Raw genomic sequence first — 17,779 nt, forward strand, 5'->3', positions numbered from 1 at the left:
GTGTAGAGCCCTGATCAGTCTGAAGAGCGCCTGCTGCTCGTAGAGAGCGCCTGTGAAAGACGAACGAGGCCCCGCACCGAAAGACGGTGCGGGGCCTCGTTCGTATCGCTCTAGCGGCTGCACAGCCGCGCCCTGGGGCGGTCCTACAGCGGGATGTTGCCGTGGGCGCCCCTGGCCGGGGTGGCCTGGGAGAGCACCTTGGCGATCGCGCCGCGCGTCTCGGCGGGCTTGATCACCTCGTCGATGACGCCCAGCTCCTGGGCCCTGACCAGCCCGCCGGCGAGCTGCTTGTGCTCTTCGGCCAGGCGCTGCTCCAGCTCGGCCCGCTCCTCCTCGGGGACCGCGGCGAGCTCGCGGCGCTTGAGCACGCGCACCGCGGCCACCTCGCCCATGACCGCCACCTCGGTGGTCGGCCAGGCGAAGACCTTGGTGGCGCCCAGCGCGCGGGAGTTCATCGCGATGTACGCCCCGCCGTACGCCTTCCTGGTGATCAGCGTGACCCGCGGCACCGACGCCTCGGCGAAGGCGTGCAGCAGCTTGGCTCCGCGCCGGACCACGCCGTCGTGCTCCTGGCCGACGCCGGGCAGGTAGCCGGGCACGTCCACCAGCACGACCAGCGGCACGCCGAACGCATCGCACATGCGGACGAACCGGGCGGCCTTCTCGGCGGAGGTCGCGTCGAGGCAGCCGCCGAGCCGCATCGGGTTGTTGGCGATCACGCCGACCGTGCGCCCGCCCATGCGGCCGAGCGAGGTGACGATGTTGGGCGCCCACTTGGGGTGCAGCTCCAGGCCGGGCTCGTCGAGCAGGCCGTTGACCAGCGGCTTGACGTCGTAGGCGCGGCGCGCGGAGTCGGGCAGCAGGGACGAGAAGTCGACCTCGCCGATCTCGCCGAGCCGGATGCGGCCCTGGTGGCCGAGCAGCGTGGCGAGCCGGCGCGCCTTGACGAAGGCGTCGGTCTCGGTCTTGGTGACGATGTGGGCCACGCCGCTGCGCTTGGCGTGCGGCTCGGGCCCGCCGAGCGCGGCGGCGTCGACGTTCTCGCCGGTGACGCTGCGGACGACGTCGGGGCCGGTGACGAAGATGCGGCCGGTGTCGGCCAGGATGACGAGGTCGGTGAGCGCGGGACCGTAGGCGGCGCCGCCGGCGGCGGGGCCGACCACCACGGAGATCTGCGGCACGACGCCGGACGCCTTGGTCATGGCGGCGAAGACCCGGCCGACCGCGTGGAGCGACTCGACGCCCTCGGTGAGGCGGGCGCCGCCGGAGTGCCAGATGCCGATGATCGGCACCCGCTCGCGTACGGCGACGTCGTAGGCGTGCACGATGTGCTCGCAGCCCTCGCCGCTCATGGCGCCGCCCTGGACGCGGGCGTCGCTGCAGAACGCGACGACGGGAACGCCCTCGACGCGGCCCGTGGCGGCCAGCGCGCCGCTCTTGTCCTCCGGAGTGATCAGCCGCAGCGAGCCCTCGTCGAGCAGCGCGGTCAGGCGGACGACGGGATCGCGGGGATCAGCGGGCTCCTGATCGGAGCCCTCGCTCACCACCCGGTTGTCGAGCACGGTCATTTAAGCCCCCTTAAAGACGACGGCCACGTTGTGACCGCCGAACCCGAACGAGTTGTTGACCGCGGCGATGTCGCCCTCAGGCAGCGCGCGGTTCGCCTCGTGGACGAGGTCGACCTCGATGCCGTCGTCGAGGTCGTCGATGTTGATCGTGCGCGGGACGATCCGCTCGTGCAGGGCCTTGATGGTGAAGACCGACTCGATGCCGCCGGCTCCGCCGAGCAGGTGTCCCGTCATGGACTTGGTGGAGGTGACGAGCGGGTGGCTGCCGATGGCCTTGGCGATGGCCTGCACCTCGCCGACGTCGCCTGCCGGGGTCGAGGTGGCGTGGGCGTTGACGTGCTTGACGTCGTTGCCGGAGATGTCGGCGTCGGTGAGCGCCATCGTCATCGCCATGATCTGGCCGCGGCCCTCGGGCTCCGGCTGGGTGATGTGGTGCGCGTCGGCGGAGTAGCCGACGCCCGCGCAGTAGGCGTAGATGCGCGCGCCGCGCGCCTTGGCGAACTCCTCCGACTCCAGCACGACGATGCCCGCGCCCTCGCCCAGCACGAAGCCGTCACGAGCGCGGTCCCACGGGCGGGAGGCGCCCTCGGGGTCGTCGTTGCGGGTCGACATGGCCCGCGCGGCGGCGAAGGCGGCCATGTTGAGCCCGTGGATGGCGGCCTCGGTGCCGCCCGCCACGACCACGTCGGCACGGCCGGCCCTGATCATGTCGAGCGCGTAGCCGATGGCCTCGGCGCCGGACGCGCAGGCCGACACCGTGGCGTGCACGCCGGCCTGGGCGCCCAGGTCGAGCCCGACCCAGGCGGCCGGGCCGTTGGGCATGAGCATCGGCACGGTGAACGGCGACAGCCGGTTCCAGCCGCGCTCGCGGTAGGTGTCGTAGGCCGACAGCGTGGTGTTGATGCCGCCGATGCCGCTGGAGACCACGACGCCCAGCCGCTCGGGCGCCACCTCGGGGGCGCCGGCGTCCTTCCATGCCTCGCGGGCCGCGACCAGCGCGAACTGCTCGCTGCGGTCGAGCCGCCGGGCCTCGGGCCGCGGCAGCACCTCGGTGGGATCGACCGCGGCCGTCCCCGCGAACTTCACGGGGACGGTGTCGACCCAGTCGGTCTCCAGGGTCTTGACGCCCGACCGACCGGCGAGGAGCGCCGACCAGGTCGAGGTGACGTCTCCACCGACGGGCGTCGTCGCGCCAAGCCCGGTGACGACGACACGTACCCGGTTCGCACTCACGTTTCGCGCTCCTTGCTGGTCAGTGATCGGTTGATCGGTGAAACAATCCGAGGTCAGCCCTGGATGAAGTTGAGGACGTCCTTGACCGTCTTCAGGTTCTTGAGCTGGTCGTCGGGAATCTCGACGCCGAACTCGTCCTGGGCGGCCACGGCGATCTCGACCATGGACAGGGAGTCGATGTCGAGGTCGTCCACGAAGCTCTTCTCGGGGGTCACCTCCGAGGCCGGAATGCCGGTGATCTCGTTGATGATCTTGCCGAGGCCTTCGAGGATCTCCTGCTCGGTGGCAGCCATGTCGCTAGTTCTCCTTTGATTTCCTGGGTTCTGTACGGGCGATGCCGCACAAGTCTGGAAGGGCGAGCGGGACCCCGTCAGGGGATCTCGATCACCTGTCCGGCGTACGTCAGACCCGCGCCGAAGCCGAGCACCAGCGCCAGGCCACCCGACTGCACTTCGCCGCGCTCCAGCATGCGCGAGAGCGCGAGCGGGATGGAGGCGGCCGAGGTGTTGCCGGCGTGGACGATGTCGCGGGCGATGACGGCCTTGTCGGCGCCCAGCTTACGGGCGATCGACTCGACGATGCGCAGGTTGGCCTGGTGAGGCACGAACGCGGCGAGCTCCGACGGATCGACGCCGGCGCGCCGGCAGGCCTCGAGCGCCACCGGGTGCAGGGCGGTGGTGGCCCACCGGAAGACGGTCTGGCCCTCCTGGTGGAGGCTTTCGTTGCGGTTCTTGATGTAGATGGCGTCGGCCTTGTCGCCGGCGCTGCCCCACACGACGGGGCCGATGCCGGGCGTCTCGGCCGGACCGACGACCGCCGCGCCGGCGCCGTCGGCGAAGATCACGGCAGTGGAGCGGTCGGTCCAGTCGACCCACTGCGACAGCTTCTCGGCGCCGATGACCAGGACGTGCTTGGCCGAGCCCCCGCGCACGGCGGCGCTGGCGGTGCCGAGCGCGTAGCAGAAGCCGGCGCAGGCGGCGTTGATGTCGAAGGCGCCGGGGGCGGTGATGCCCAGGCGGTGCGCCACGACGGCCGAGGCGTTGGGGATCTGGGTCTCCATCGTGCAGCTCGCCACGATGACGAGGTCGATGTCGTCGGGCGTCAGGCCGCTGGCCGCGAGTGCCTTGCCGCCGGCGATGGTGGCCATGTCCTCGACGGTCTCGGCCGGGGAGGCGATCCTGCGCTCCTTGATGCCGACCCGGGACTGGATCCACTCGTCGTTGGTGTCCATGGTCTTGGCCAGGTCGTCGTTGGTGACGACGTTGGCCGGCTGGTAGTGGCCGAAGGCCAGCACCTTGGCGCCGGGAACGATGTCGGGGATCTTCATGGGATCAGCTCCCTGGCCGCGTCGAGGTCGTCGGGGGTCTTCAGCGCCACGGTGCGCACGCCGCGCAGCCCGCGCTTGGCCAGGCCGGTCAGCGTGCCGCCGGGCAGCAGCTCGATCATGTCGGTCACGCCGAGCGCGGCCATGGTCTCCATGCAGGAGTCCCACCTGACAGGGCTGCTCACCTGCTTGACCAGCTTCCGCAGGAACTCGGCGCCGCTCGCGACGGCCTGGCCGTCGGCGTTGGACAGCAGCGTGACCTTGGGGTCGGCGGGCTCGACGGCCTCGGCCGCGGCGCGCAGGCTCTCGACCGCCGGTGCCATGTGGTGGGTGTGGAACGCTCCCGCCACCTTCAGCGGAATGAGGCGGGCGCGGGCCGGCGCGTCCTCCTTGAACGCGGCGAGCTGCTCGAGCGTGCCGCCCGCCACGATCTGGCCGGCGCCGTTGATGTTGGCGGGGGTCAGGCCGTGCTTTTCGATGGCCGCGAGCACGTCGGCCTCGACGCCGCCGAGCACCGCGGTCATGCCGGTCTCGGTGACGGCGGCCGCCCTGGCCATGGCCCTGGCGCGCTCGCGGACGAGGCCCAGCGCCTGCTCGGGGGTGAGCACCCCGGCGAGCGCGGCGGCGGCGAACTCGCCGACGCTGTGGCCGGCCAGCACGTCGGGGCTCGCGCCGAGCGCCTCGGCGGCGGCCAGCGCGGCGGCGACGAGGAGCGGCTGAGCCACGGCGGTGTCGCGGATCTCGTCGGCTCCAGCGGTGGTGCCGTAAGCGATCAGGTCGAGCTCTACGACTTCGGACCAGGCGCCGAGCCGGTCGGCGAGGCCGGGCAGCTCGAGCCAGGGAGTCAGGAAGCCCGGTGTCTGGGCACCTTGGCCCGGGGCGACGAGTACAAGCACAAAAACCACCTTGCCCTGTAGGACTTCGACACGCGGATAGAGATCCGCACGAACTTTGTCCGGGGTGATTTGTAGGTTCCCTACAGTGGGAGTTTCGGCGGCATTACGTTAGCGATCGCCATGTTTCGGCGTTTTCGGACAGCCTGCCGAGGATGAGACCCACCTGCAGAGTGAACGCCGAGCGGCCCTCGGTCGGCTGGTAGCCGGTCAGCTCGGTGATCTTCTTGAGGCGGTAGCGCACGGTGTTGGGGTGCACGAACAACAGCCGCGCCGTCGCCTCCAGCGAGGTGCCCTGCTCCAGGTACGTCGCCAGCGTGTCGAGCAGCGGCGTGCCGGCCAGCGGCAGATAGACGTTCTCGATGAGCTGCTGCCTGGCGTCGGCGTCGCCGTCGAGCGCCCGTTCGGCCAGCAGGTCTTCGGCGTGCACCGGCCGGGGCGCGTCGGGCCAGCCGCAGGACGCCTTGAGCCCGGCCAGCGCCGCCCTGGCCGACCTGGCGGCGGCGTGCAGGTCGGGCACCTCGGGGCCGATGACGATGGGGCCCACCCCGAACCTGGACACGACCTGCTTGGCGGCGTCGTTGGCGTTGCTCGCGCCGCCCACGATCACGATCAGCCGGTCGGCCTGGACTCCGGCCAGCAGGTCCATGCCGATGCGCCTGCCCTTTTCGCGCAGCCCGTCGATGACCGCGCGCGGGTCGTCGTCGGGCGCGTTGCCGGCGATGACCACCACGGGGGAGGAGGTCCAGCCGAGCGCGGCGGCCCAGGAGTGCAGGCCGTCGTCCACCTCGCCGCGCACGAGCGCGTCGACGATCAGCGCTTCGAGCCGGGCGTCCCACGAGCCCCTGGCCTCGGCCTCGCGCGCGTAGACCTGGGCGGCGGCGAAGGCGACGTCGCGGGTGTAGCGCAGCATCGCCTGCTGGAGCTGGTCCTCGCCGCCGGGTGCGGCCAGCTCGTGGGTGCGCGCCTCGACGACCTCGACGACGACCCTGACGACGTCGACGGTCTGCTGGAGCGAGATGGAGCGCTTGAGCTCGCGCGGCGCCGTACCGAAGAACTCGATGCTGGGTGTGGGACGGTTCTCGCCGGCGTGCTGGAACCATTCGACGAACGCCGCGATGCCGGCCTGGGCCACCAGTCCCACCCACGAGCGGTCCTCCGCGCTGAGCGCGCGGAACCACGGCAGTTGCTCGTCCATGCGCGCCATCGCCGCGGTGCCGAGCGCGCCCATGGCGCGCTCGAGCCTTCGTGTGGTGTCCTCCCGGGTCCGGTCTGTCACGCCTCCTAGAGTGCCAGGTCCCCCCGGATGTCCGGAACGGCGGTCAGCGCCGTACCGGGAGGGCGGTTCAGATGACCGCGACGGCGGTGATCAGGCCGATCGCGACGTGCGTGGTCGCGAGCAGCCGGGCGCCGGGCTGCAGCTCCTGCTCCTTGATGAGCTCGCGGACGGAGATGCCGACGATCTTGTCGAACAGCAGCATCGCCAGCGTCTGGACCACGATGCCGACCAGGCCGTACACCGCCGTGCTCGCCAGGCCCTCCGACAGCCTGCCGCCCGCCGCCCAGATGGAGGCGGCCACGATGAGGCCGATCGCGATCATGGCGGAGGTGGCGAGCAGGGTGGCGTTGGGGTTGCGCTCGGAGCGGATGACCTGGCTGAGCTTGCCCGGCGTGGCCAGGTCGATCACGTAGAAGCCGACGATCATCAGGATGACGCCGACGGCGGCGTACGCGGCGATGATGCCCGAGCCACGGGCGAGGGTCTCAAGGAGGGTCACTGCAGTTCCATTCGAATGAAGGACACGGGTCGGGACAGGTCAGTCAGCGATGCGGTGCGGGACGAAGGAGGAGGTGTCGTCGGTGATGTAACCGGTCGTCTCCCTGATGCCGAGCCCGGCCGCCTCGTCGGCGACCACCCAGGCGCCCAGCACCGGCCGCTGCCCTTCGAACTCCGGCAGCGGCTCGAAGGCCTGATGCACGTAGCCTTCGCGGCCGTACATGCCGGGCGTCTCCCGGACGCCGCCCGGGGTCACGATGCGCATCGACGCGCCTTCCCTGCCGAGCAGCGGCTTGGAGATGAACGAGGTCAGCTCGCGCGGCCCGTCGAGGTAGGCGGGCAGCAGGTTGGGATGGCCGGGGTTGAGCTCCCACAGCACGGCCAGCAGCGCCTTGTTGGACAGCAACGCCTTCCACAGCGGCTCGACCCACGTGCCGTAGCGTACGGCGTGCCGCCCGAACTCGTCGGCCAGCATCCACTCCCACGGGTACAGCTTGAACGTCGAGCGCATCACGCGCCCCTCGACGTCCACGAAGCAGCGGTTGAGCGGGTCCCAGCCGATGTCCTCCATGGCGATGGCCACGGTCTCGATGCCCGCCTGCTCGGCCGTCTCCTGCAGGTAGGCCACGGTCATGGCCTCCTCGCCGGTCTCGTCGGCGTTGGTGAAGGCGAAGTGGGTGGGGCCGGGCGGCAGGCGCAGCTCGCGCCAGCGGTCGATGAGCCGCTCGTGCACCGAGTTCCACTGGTCGCCGCCGGGGAAGACGTCCTGCAGCCAGAACCACTGCACCACCGACGACTCCACCAGCGACGTGGGCGTGTCGGCGTTGTACTCCAGCAGCTTGGCCGGGCCGGTGCCGTCGTAGCGCAGGTCGAAGCGGGCGTACAGGTGGTCGTCGCGGCGCTCCCACGAGCGGGCCACCGCCTCCCAGGCCCACTCGGGGATGGCGAAGTCGGCGAAGCGGCCGGTGGCGACCACGTGGTCGGCGGCCTGGAGGCACATCCGGTGCAGCTCCTCGACCTGGCTCTCCAGCTCTTCGACCTCGTCCATGGAGAAGACGTAGTGCACGGACTCGTCCCAGTACGGGCGGCTCAGCCCGGCCGGGTGGGCGGCGCGGTGGTAGGCCAGGCCGTGGCCTTCGATGATCTTCTCCCAGCCGTCCCTGGGAGGGGAGTGCTCGCGGCGCATCGCTCAGCCCCCGGAGCCCCAGCCGCGGCCGCCGAAGCCGCCTCGCTGGATCGACTTGCCGCTCCTGCTGCTGATGGTCACGTTGGACGGCTTGAGCGTGGTGCCGTCCATGACCCGGTTGCCGACCCGGCGGCCGCCGTAGTACCAGACGTACGCGCCGTGGGAGCCGCCGTAATAGTGGTGGCGGGTCGAGGTGCCGTCGTCGTCGCAGTAGGAGTCGTCCACCACCACGTAGCCGTCGCCAGCCGGCGTGCTGCCGGGGGTGGCCGTGAGCGGGCTCGGGCTGTCCGTCGGGGTCTGTGTCGGAGTTGAAGTCGGGGTCGGGGTCGGGGAGGCGCTGTCGCTTGCCGAGAGGGAAGCGGACGGGGAGGCGGTCGGTGTCGCGGGGAAGTCGCCGTAGCCGGGTGGCAGGTCGCCGTCCAGCAGGACGCAGTCGGCCGTGACCTGCTCGTCGTCGTCGACCGCCGCGCAGTAACCCACGACCATCACCGACACGACGCCGAGGACGGTCAGTGGGATGACTTTGGACGATTTGCGTGGCGGTTGCTTGGACGCCTTGGACGGCTGTGGCATGAAACTCCTGCTTTCCTGAGCCGATCACACTAGCGGCGGCCCTTACCCCCGATCAATGGCCCCTGGCAGATTTGCCCTGTTCAGGGTTGGTGCTCCCGGTCGCCGCCCTACTGGGGTAGGACTGGACGCATGGATCCCGTCGAGGCCCTGCGCGAGATCGCCTTTCTCCTCGAGCGCGCGGGTGAGCCCCCGTACCGCGTGCGTGCCTTTCGCCGCGCCGCCGCGGTGATCGACGAGCTGTCCCCGCAAGAGCTCGCCCGTCTCACCCGCGACGGCGGGCTCGGTGATCTCCCCGGGATCGGGAAGGTCACCGCTCTTGTGGTCAACGAAAGTGTTAAAGGTCAGGTTCCGACCTATTTGCGGCGAATGCGGGCGACCGTAGACGTCCAGCTCGACGAGGAGACCGCGCGGCTGCGGGCGGCGCTCAAGGGCGATCTGCACAGCCACTCCGACTGGTCGGACGGCGGTTCGCCGATCGAGGAGATGGCGCGGGCGGCCATGGCGCTCGGGCACGACTACTGGGCGCTGACCGACCACTCGCCGCGCCTGACCGTGGCCCGGGGGCTGACGGCCGGGCGGCTGGAGCGGCAGCTCGACGAGGTGGCCGCGCTGAACGAGCGGCTCGCGCCGTTCAGGATCCTGACCGGCATCGAGGTGGACGTGAACCCCGACGGCTCGCTCGACCAGGAGCCCGAGCTGCTCGACCGGCTGGACGTGGTGGTCGCCGGCGTGCACTCCAAGCTGCGCATGGGATCCGAGGACATGACCCGCCGCATGGTCACCGCCATCGCCGACCCCCGTGTGGACGTGCTCGGCCACTGCACCGGGCGCATCGTGCAGGCGGGCGGCAAGCGCGGGGCCAAGCGGCCCGAGTCGGAGTTCGAGGCCGAGCTGGTCTTCGAGGCGTGCCGTCAGTTCGGGGTGGCCGTCGAGATCAACTCGCGGCCCGACCGGCTCGATCCGCCCAAGCGGCTGTTGCGGCTGGCGTACGAGATGGGCTGCCTGTTCGCGATCGACTCCGACGCGCACGCGCCGGGGCAGCTCGACTGGCAGCGCTTCGGGTGCGAGCGGGCCGCCAGGTGCGGGATCGAAGCGGACCGCATCGTCAACACCTGGCCGCTCGACCGGCTGCTGGAGTGGACGCGCGCCTGACACGCCCGCCCCCTGGTCACCGCGCCTGACGGACCTCCTGCCGTGCCGCGCGCGTCCGCCTGCCGTGCCGCGCGCGTCCGCCTGCCGGCCCTGCCCGCTGGAGTGGACGCGCCCGTGAGCGGAAGAATCGCCGATCGTCACGTGGTGGAAAGCCGGGCGAGGCGCACCTGCACTCGCGTGAGGTGCCGCGCTCCGCTCGGCCGCCGGCGGAGGCGTGAGACTTCCCTGGCGGCGGGGTTACCTGGGTGTCGCGGGGCCGCCGCGAGGCCCGCGATTGTCGGTGGCGGCGCGTAGCGTTCCGGCTGTGAACCGTACCGACCGGCTCTACGCGCTCGTCGAAGAGCTGCGCGCCATCGCGCCCCGCTGCCGCTCGGCCCGCGAGCTGGCCGAGCGGTTCGAGGTGAGCGTACGCACGATCGAGCGCGACATCACCGCGCTGCAGGAGTCGGGCGTGCCGATCTACGCCGAGCCAGGCCGCAAGGGCGGCTACGCCATCGACAGGAAGGTGTCGCTTCCCCCGCTCAACTTCACGCCCGCCGAGGCCGTCGCCATCGCGGTGGCGCTCAGCAAGGCGGGCGACCAGCCGTTCGGCCGCCAGGCCCGTAGCGCGTTACGCAAGGTGGTGGCCGCCATGCCGGGCCCCGAGGGCGAGCTGGCCAGAGAGCTGGCCCGCCGCGTGCTGCTCGCCAGGCCGCAGTCCGAGCCGGGGAGGAGATCCGGCCGCTGGGCGGCGAGGGCATCTCCAGGGCCATCGAGGAGGCGCTGCTGCGCCGCCGGGTGCTCAGGCTCGAATACGCCGACGCGAAGGGTGCGCTGACCACGCGCGACGTCGAGCCTGGGGTGTTCCTGGGCGGGCGCGGCGGGTTCTGGTACCTCGTGGGGTGGTGCCGGCTGCGCGACGACGTACGCGTCTTCCGCCTCGACCGCATCGCGTCCGCCACCGTCACCGCCGAGCGCTGTCCCGACCGGCCTTTGGAGGGTTTCGCCACCGATGTGCCAGAGATGGTCGTCCACGGCACCGTACTCGACTGACAATCCGATAATTCTTTCGAAAACACCGACATAGGGTTGTCGCCTTCGCCGGTCATCGTGGATCTGTCCGCACCCCCGAGGAGACGACGGCGTCCATGAACCTTCATCTCAGGTGATCATCCGCTCGCCGGTCGGAGAGAGCGCCTTCCCCGCGAGATCCCGGCACGGCGAGCGGGCCGCCCCGCGGCACGGGGCGGGTCACCCATCGCCCTGGACACGCCGCCGATCGCCGAGCGGCGGCGCGTCCAGGGCCCTGCGCCGGCGCCCCCAGCGTCCCCCGGCGTCCCCGAGCGTTCCCGAGCGTCCCCCGGCGTACCCGGTGCCGGCCTCCTTGCGCCGGCGTTCCCTGACGTCCCCCCTTCCCGCGCGGGCTTCGGAAGTGGGCGGCCCTGGGCGATCGCTCAAGGGCAGGCCGCCGCCGCTGCGGCCGTCCCTGGGCGGCCGTTCGGCGGCGGTCGTCTTACAAGGAGGCGGCCGACAGCCAGCGGTCGAGCAGGTCGCGGTCGCCGTGCACGGTGACCGCGCCGGGGGAGCGGCGGTTGTAGAGCACGAGCAGCAGGTCGCGGACCGGGCCCCGCAGGGCCACGTCGCCCTTGGCGTGCCCGCGCTCCCACGTGATCTTCCCGGCGGGGCCCTGCGTGATGGTCCACTCGCCGTCGGCGTCGCTCGCGTGGAGGTGGATCGTGGCCCCCTCCACGTCGAGCTCGGCCAGCGGTTTGGTGACCCAGCGGGCCTCCGGCAGGTTGTGCAGGAGCTCCTCGATGCCGTCGATCGCGGTCTCCGCCGGGAACTCCGGCTCGACGCCGAGCGCGATCTCGACGTCCGCCCGGTGCACCAGCAGCTCGAAGAACATCCGGCGCGGCCACCACGAGGCCCGCTTGTCCGGGCCCCACGTCCACACGGTCGTCGACGGGTCGGTGGCGCGCAGCGTCTCCAGCATCTCGGCGGCTCCCGCCGTCAGCCACGCCGCGTCGCCGTGGGCGCCCTCCGGCAGTCCGGTGGGCACCTGAAACGACCAGATCCGCTCTTGCACCTGGTTGCGCAGCACGTGCACCGCCCAGCGGTGCATCTGCCCGACGTGGGTGACCACGTCGCCGACCGTCCAGCCCGGGCAGGTCGGCACCGGGACCGTCAGGTCGTCCGCCAGCGTCGCCAGCCTGGCCGTCTCGGCCTCGATTCGAGCGAGGTAATCAGTCACCGTGCCTACATTAGGCGGCCGGGCACGTCGTTCCCTTCTGCGGCATCTTGCCTTCGATCAGGTACGCGTCCACCAGGCCCTGGACGCACTTGCTGCCCGACAGGTACGCCCCGTGCCCCTCACCCTCGTACGTCACCAGCGTCGCGGTCTTGAGCTGGGCCGTCAGCTTGGGCGCCCACTCGTACGGCGTGGCCGGGTCGCCCTTGCCGCCCACCACCAGGATGGGCGCGGAGCCGGTGGCGTCCACGTGCCGTGCCTCGTCGCTGCCCTTGGCCGGCCAGACCGAGCACAGCCCGCCCGAGCCCTCGCTGCCGAACAGCGGCGAGATCTTCAGCGCCGCCGCCTCGGTGCGCCGCAGCGTCGCCTCGTCGGGACGTTCGGCGGTGTCGACGCAGGTGATGGCGGGGAAGCTGGTCATCTGCGTGGAGTAGTTGCCGTTCGGATCGCGCCCGGTGTAGGAGTCGGCGAGGTAGAGCAGCGCGTCGCCCCGCCCCTTGAGCGCCTCGCCCAGCGCCCGCTCCAGGAACGGCCAGGTCAGCTCCGAGTAGAGCGCGGCGGCCACGCCGGTGGCGGCCAGGCCCTGGGTGAGCGCGCGGCCGCCCACCTGCAGCGGCTTGGTGGTGAGCTGGTTCATCAGCCGGGTGACGTTGGCGTCGGCCTCGGCCTGGGTCTTGCCGACCTCGCAGTTGCCCTCGGCCACGCACGCCTTCAGGAAGCTCTCGTACGCCTTCTGGAAACCGCGCGTCTGGGCGATCGTGCGCTGCTCGAAGGTGACCGTCGGGTCGAGCGGCGCGTCCAGCACCATGCGGCCGACGTTCTTCGGGAACAGCGTGGCGTAGACGCCGCCGAGCTGGGTGCCGTACGACATGCCCACGTAGTTGAGCTTGGCGTCGCCCACGGCCTCGCGGATGCGGTCCATGTCGCGGGCGGCGTTCACGGTGCCGATATGGGGCAGGATCTTGCCGGAGTGCTGCTGGCAGAGGGAGGCGAACTCCTTGTTGACCGCGTCGGCCTCCCGGCGCGTCTCCTCGTTCGCGGGAAGCGTGTCGAGCGAGGTGAACCTGTCCATCTCGGCGCCGTCGCCGCAGCGCACGCCCGAGCTGCGCTCGACGCCGCGCGGGTCGAAGCTGACCAGGTCGTAGTGGGCGCGCAGCGTGGTGAGCGCCTTGGCGGCCTGGTCGAGCGTGTCCACGCCGGACGCCCCAGGCCCGCCGAAGTTGAACACCATCGAGCCCAGCTTCTTCTTGCCCGTGGCGGGCAGTTTGATCAGCGCCAGCTCGATCTTCTCGCCGTCGGGCTTGGCGTAGTCGAGGGGCACCGCGAGCTTGCCGCACCGTACGGACTTGTCCTGGGCGGCCGGAGGCTCGCCGTCGGGACGCTTGATGTCGGTGCACGGACCCCAGGCGATCGAGCCGGACCCGGCGGCGGGCGCGGGGCTGGACCCGTCACGGGTCTCGGAGGCCGGCTGGGCCGGTGCGGTGGAGCAACCTGCGGCCGCCAGGACCAGGGCGGCGGCGATAACGCGACGCATGACGAAACTTCCCCTCACATCTCTTCAGGGGGAAGTAGTGCCCACAATACGGCAACCTGCACCAATGGCCGGTGAAGCGGCACGCACCCCTCCTGAACGTGCCGCCTCACCAGCGCGACGGGGCGGACGGCAGAATATGACGGCGCTCCCGCGAATCATTTCCCACGGGAGCGCCGGACGACGGATGGCTCAGACGCCCATCGACTGGGTGTCGTTGCTCTCCGCGCCGCCCGCCTCGGTGACGCCGTTCTTGAGGTGGTAGCGGGCGATGGCCTCGCGCAGCACCTCGCCGTCGAGCTCGCCCCGCTTGACCAGGCTGTTCAGCACGGCCAGCGTGATCGAGGCGGCGTCGACGTGGAAGTGGCGGCGCAGCGCCGAGCGCGTGTCGGACAGGCCGAACCCGTCGGTGCCCAGCGAGGTCCAGTCACCCGGCACCCACTGCGCGATCTGGTCCGGCACGGCCTTCATGTAGTCGCTGACGCCCACGAACGGGCCCTGCGCCTCCGACAGCGCCTGCGTGACGTAGGGGACGCGGCGCTCGGCGTCGGGGTTGAGCAGGTTGTGCTCGTCGCACTTGAGCGCCTCGCGGCGCAGCTCCGACCACGACGTCGCCGACCACACCGCGGCCGACACGCCCCAGTCCTCGGCGAGCAGCCGCTGCGCCTCCATCGCCCACGGGCCGGCCACGCCGGAGGCCAGGATGTTGGCCTTGGGCCCCTCGGTCTGCGGGCCGTCGGCGAACTTGTACAGGCCCTTGAGCAGGCCCTGCACGTCGATGCCCGGCGGCTGGGCCGGCTGCAGGTAGGGCTCGTTGTAGACGGTCAGGTAGTAGAAGATGTCCTCCGGCTGGTCGCCGTACATCCTCCTGAGGCCGTCCTTGACGATGTGGGCCAGCTCGAACGCCCATGACGGGTCGTAGATGACGGCCGCCGGGTTGGTCGAGGCGAGCAGTGGCGAGTGGCCGTCCTCGTGCTGCAGGCCCTCGCCGTTGAGCGTGGTGCGGCCTGCGGTGGCGCCCAGCAGGAAGCCGCGGCCCATCTGGTCGCCCATCTGCCACATCATGTCGCCGGTGCGCTGCCAGCCGAACATCGAATAGAAGATGTAGACCGGGATCATGTGCTCGCCGTGCGTGGCGTAGGAGGTGCCGGCCGCGATCGCCGAGGCCATCGAGCCCGACTCGCTGATGCCCTCGTGCAGGATCTGGCCCTGCACGGCCTCCTTGTACGACAGCAGCAGCTCACGGTCGACCGCCTCGTACGTCTGCCCGTGCGGCGAGTAGATCTTGGCCGTCGGGAACATGGCGTCCATGCCGAACGTGCGGGCCTCGTCGGGGATGATCGGCACGAACCGGTGGCCGATCTCCTTGTCGCGCATGAGGTCCTTCAGCAGCCGGACGAACGCCATCGTGGTGGCGACCTGCTGCTTGCCCGAGCCCTTCTGGAAGGTGGAGTAGACGTCGTCGCCGGGCAGCTTGACCGGCTTGGCGCGGACCACCCGCTTGGGCAGCACGCCGCCGAGCGCCGCGCGGCGCTCCTTCATGTACTGGATCTCGGGGTCGTTCTCGCCCGGGTGGAAGTACGGCGGCAGGTCGGCCTCCAGGGCCGAGTCGGGGATCGGCAGGTAGAGCCGGTCCCTGAACTCCTTCAGCTCGGCCTTGGTGAGCTTCTTCATCTGGTGGGTGGCGTTGCGCGCCTCGAAGTCCTTGCCCAGCGTCCAGCCCTTGATGGTCTGGGCGAGGATCACCGTCGGCTGGCCGACGTGCTCGCGGGCCGCCTTGAACGCGGCGTAGACCTTGCGGTAGTCGTGGCCGCCGCGCGACAGCTTGCGGATGTCGTCGTCGGACAGGTGCTCGACCATCTTGCGCAGGCGCGGGTCGGAGCCGAAGAAGTGCTCGCGGATGTAGGCGCCCGACTCGACGGAGTACGTCTGGAACTGGCCGTCGGGCGTGGTGTTCATCTGGTTGACCAGCACGCCGTCCACGTCGGCCGCGAGCAGCGGGTCCCAGTCGCGGCCCCACACGACCTTGATCACGTTCCAGCCGGCGCCGCGGAAGAACGCCTCCAGCTCCTGGATGATCTTGCCGTTGCCGCGTACCGGGCCGTCCAGCCGCTGCAGGTTGCAGTTGATCACGAACGTGAGGTTGTCGAGCTCCTCGCGTGCCGCCAGGCCGATCGCGCCCAGCGACTCGGGCTCGTCCATCTCGCCGTCGCCGAGGAAGGCCCAGACGTGGCTGCGGCTGGTGTCCTTGATCTGGCGGTTGAGCAGGTAGCGGTTGAACCGCGCCTGGTAGATCGCCGCGATCGGGCCAAGACCCATGGAGACCGTGGGGAACTCCCAGAAATCGGGCATCAGCCGCGGGTGCGGGTAGGAAGGCAGCCCGTGGAAGCCGTGCGACAGCTCCTGGCGGAACGCGTCGAGCTGGGCCTCGTTGAGCCGGCCCTCGAGGAAGGCGCGCGCGTAGATGCCCGGGGCCGCGTGACCCTGGAAGAAGACCTGGTCGCCGGACTCGCCGTGGTCCTTGCCGCGGAAGAAGTGGTTGAAGCCCACCTCATAGAGGGACGCGGCGGATGCGTACGTGGCGATGTGGCCGCCGACGTTGGTGCGGGCGTTGGCCCTGGACACCATGACGGCCGCGTTCCAGCGGATGTAGGCGCGGATGCGGCGCTCGATGTGCTCGTCACCCGGGAACCAGGGCTCACGCTCCGGCGGGATCGTGTTGATGTAGTCGGTGCTGCGCAGGCCCGGCACGCCGACCTGGTGCTCGCGGGCCCGCTCCAGCATGCGCAGCATGAGATAGCGGGCTCTGGTGCGGCCTTCGGTCTTGACGACGCTGTCGAGAGACTCGAGCCACTCGTTGGTCTCGCTGGGATCGACATCAGGCAGCTGGCTGGGTAGGCCGTCGCTGATGATCGAGAATCGCTGGCGTCCGGAAGCCACTGGGTCTCGCCTTCCGAGATGGACTGATGTCTGGTCTGGGTCGCCTTCCATCCTGGTCGCTAGCCGGAGAAAACGCATCTCTACTAGCAAGTAACCAGAGTGTCCCTGCTGGCAGGGCAGCCCCTGATGGCCTAGACCACCGATGGTAGGACGAATCGCCACCAAAGGTTACATGTCGCAAGCAATTTAACAAGACCAGAAAACTCACGAAATTTCGCTCGAATCCTGGCTGCTTGCGCGATGTCTCCTCCGTAGTCTTAGCCTCCCCCTAGGGGAGGCTTCTCACGCGTGAGCGGGCGAGTCTATCCGCCCTGCTCGCCGGGGCGCTCCAGGATGGCTTTAAGACGACAACCCCCGACCGGCCCCTATGCCACGAATCCGCCCCTGGCTTTCGCGCGGCGAACCCCTCGGTATGGGGGCACCTATCGGTATGGGGACACCTTAGGGAACGGAGCGCCACAAATTCGTCCATAACGGACAGAGCGCGCTCGTCGTCCCGTGCCTCAGACTCCTGTTCCTCGGCCGTTCCTCGGCCCGGTCGGGCGATCGAGGGTGCTCGTGGGCTCTTGGTGCAACGCCCGGCGCCGTCTCGGACGCGGTGCCGGCGCGGCCGGGTGCTCTACGCGTACTACTACAGGTGCTGTACGCGTACTACTAAGGGAGACGCTACTAAGGGAGACGCTACTAAGGGAGACGCTACTAAGGGAGACGCTACTAAGGGAGACGCTACTAAGGGAGACGCTACTAAGGGGGAGACGCTCCGCGCCTACCGAGGGAGACGCTCCGCCTCCGCCTACTAAGGGGAGGCGCTCCGCGGTTCGCTGAAGGGGCCGAGGGCTCTCCGCCGTCACTTCGATCGCCTTCGCCGCCATCTTGCCGCGCCGCTCCTCAGCATGCCTCCTTAATAAGAAGGTCTCCTTACAAGTCGCCTCGCTCCTGCCAAGGGGCCGGCGGCGGCATGCGTCGGTGATGCGTCCCCCTCGGCGGGTGATCGGTGGGGCGGGCCTGGTCGCTTGGGGCCGCGCTCGGGACCGGCTGAACACGGGGCTATCCGAGTCTGGCGGCATTCGGCCTGGCGGGATTCGAAGCCCGGCATCGAGCCTGCCCGGCACGAATCCGGCCCGGCATCGAGCTGGCCCGGCACCGGACCTGGCACCGGCCGGACCTGGCGCCGACGGGATCTGAAAACGGCCGGGAGCGTAACCTGCCGGGCCTGGAAGTGCTCGAAGGTGTGGGCCGGCGGTACCCAGGCGGGGCACCGCCGGCGGCGAGCGGGCCCAACGCATCCGCCCCTTCTCCGTAACAATTCGGTCATGATTTTCCGTCGCCCTCCAGAAGCGGCAAAACTTAGGAATCTCGCTTTTCATCCGGCATT

At 70.4% G+C, this 17,779-nt stretch carries 15 protein-coding genes; 3 read left to right on the forward strand and 12 right to left on the reverse strand.

Annotated elements, in window-relative coordinates:
• Window positions 1-143: 143 nt before the first annotated feature.
• The 9 genes from WBK31_RS04430 to WBK31_RS04470 form a co-directional block, all read right to left on the reverse strand.
• Window positions 144-1,568 carry a carboxyl transferase domain-containing protein gene (locus WBK31_RS04430; protein ID WP_364066905.1) on the reverse strand — a complete coding sequence of 475 codons (1,425 nt, stop codon included), beginning with the start codon at window positions 1,566-1,568 and terminating at the stop codon, window positions 144-146.
• Window positions 1,569-2,801, reverse strand: coding sequence for a beta-ketoacyl-ACP synthase II (fabF, locus tag WBK31_RS04435; RefSeq protein ID WP_364066903.1), 1,233 nt, complete (start codon window positions 2,799-2,801; stop codon window positions 1,569-1,571).
• A gap of 53 nt (window positions 2,802-2,854) precedes the next feature.
• Window positions 2,855-3,094, reverse strand: coding sequence for an acyl carrier protein (locus tag WBK31_RS04440; protein WP_364066901.1), 240 nt, complete (start codon window positions 3,092-3,094; stop codon window positions 2,855-2,857).
• Between the two features lie 77 nt (window positions 3,095-3,171).
• The gene (locus WBK31_RS04445; protein ID WP_364066899.1) at window positions 3,172-4,128 is read right to left on the reverse strand and encodes a beta-ketoacyl-ACP synthase III; all 957 of its coding nucleotides are present in this window, start codon (window positions 4,126-4,128) and stop codon (window positions 3,172-3,174) included.
• On the reverse strand, window positions 4,125-5,021 hold the full coding sequence (locus WBK31_RS04450; RefSeq protein WP_364066897.1) for an ACP S-malonyltransferase: 897 nt from the start codon (window positions 5,019-5,021) through the stop codon (window positions 4,125-4,127). The genes WBK31_RS04445 and WBK31_RS04450 overlap by 4 nt, the downstream gene beginning before the upstream one ends.
• A 103-nt stretch (window positions 5,022-5,124) precedes the next feature.
• Complete coding sequence (locus WBK31_RS04455; protein WP_364067197.1) at window positions 5,125-6,249, reverse strand: helix-turn-helix domain-containing protein; 1,125 nt, start codon at window positions 6,247-6,249, stop codon at window positions 5,125-5,127.
• Between the two features lie 115 nt (window positions 6,250-6,364).
• Complete coding sequence (locus WBK31_RS04460) at window positions 6,365-6,796, reverse strand: DUF350 domain-containing protein (protein ID WP_364066895.1); 432 nt, start codon at window positions 6,794-6,796, stop codon at window positions 6,365-6,367.
• A gap of 39 nt (window positions 6,797-6,835) precedes the next feature.
• Window positions 6,836-7,981: a glutathionylspermidine synthase family protein gene (locus tag WBK31_RS04465; RefSeq protein ID WP_364066893.1), complete on the reverse strand. Its 1,146-nt coding sequence runs from the start codon at window positions 7,979-7,981 to the stop codon at window positions 6,836-6,838.
• A 3-nt stretch (window positions 7,982-7,984) separates the two neighbouring features.
• Window positions 7,985-8,554, reverse strand: a complete 570-nt coding sequence (locus WBK31_RS04470) for a hypothetical protein (RefSeq protein ID WP_364066891.1) — start codon at window positions 8,552-8,554, stop codon at window positions 7,985-7,987.
• Window positions 8,555-8,683: 129 nt separating this feature from the next.
• On the opposite strand from WBK31_RS04470, the gene WBK31_RS04475 reads away from it, so the two are divergent.
• The 3 genes from WBK31_RS04475 to WBK31_RS04485 all read left to right on the forward strand — a co-directional run bounded on the left by WBK31_RS04475 (window position 8,684) and on the right by WBK31_RS04485 (window position 10,738).
• The gene (locus WBK31_RS04475) at window positions 8,684-9,706 is read left to right on the forward strand and encodes a PHP domain-containing protein (RefSeq protein ID WP_364066889.1); all 1,023 of its coding nucleotides are present in this window, start codon (window positions 8,684-8,686) and stop codon (window positions 9,704-9,706) included.
• A gap of 304 nt (window positions 9,707-10,010) precedes the next feature.
• On the forward strand, window positions 10,011-10,523 hold the full coding sequence (locus WBK31_RS04480) for a helix-turn-helix transcriptional regulator (protein WP_406674363.1): 513 nt from the start codon (window positions 10,011-10,013) through the stop codon (window positions 10,521-10,523).
• A complete protein-coding gene (locus WBK31_RS04485; protein WP_406674364.1) occupies window positions 10,484-10,738 on the forward strand; it encodes a helix-turn-helix transcriptional regulator in 255 nt (84 codons plus the stop codon). Before WBK31_RS04480 ends, WBK31_RS04485 begins: the two co-directional genes overlap by 40 nt.
• Before the next feature lie 460 nt (window positions 10,739-11,198).
• On the opposite strand, the gene WBK31_RS04490 is transcribed toward WBK31_RS04485, so the two are convergent.
• From WBK31_RS04490 to aceE, 3 genes are all read right to left on the reverse strand, one after another.
• Window positions 11,199-11,936, reverse strand: a complete 738-nt coding sequence (locus WBK31_RS04490; protein WP_364066885.1) for a maleylpyruvate isomerase family mycothiol-dependent enzyme — start codon at window positions 11,934-11,936, stop codon at window positions 11,199-11,201.
• A gap of 10 nt (window positions 11,937-11,946) precedes the next feature.
• The gene (locus tag WBK31_RS04495; protein WP_378784601.1) at window positions 11,947-13,467 is read right to left on the reverse strand and encodes an alpha/beta hydrolase; all 1,521 of its coding nucleotides are present in this window, start codon (window positions 13,465-13,467) and stop codon (window positions 11,947-11,949) included.
• 189 nt (window positions 13,468-13,656) lie between these two features.
• The gene (aceE, locus tag WBK31_RS04500; RefSeq protein WP_364066881.1) at window positions 13,657-16,404 is read right to left on the reverse strand and encodes a pyruvate dehydrogenase (acetyl-transferring), homodimeric type; all 2,748 of its coding nucleotides are present in this window, start codon (window positions 16,402-16,404) and stop codon (window positions 13,657-13,659) included.
• Window positions 16,405-17,779: the final 1,375 nt, after the last annotated feature.

It is taken from the genome of Nonomuraea sp. N2-4H (assembly GCF_045291505.1).
Lineage (GTDB): Bacteria > Actinomycetota > Actinomycetes > Streptosporangiales > Streptosporangiaceae > Nonomuraea > Nonomuraea fastidiosa.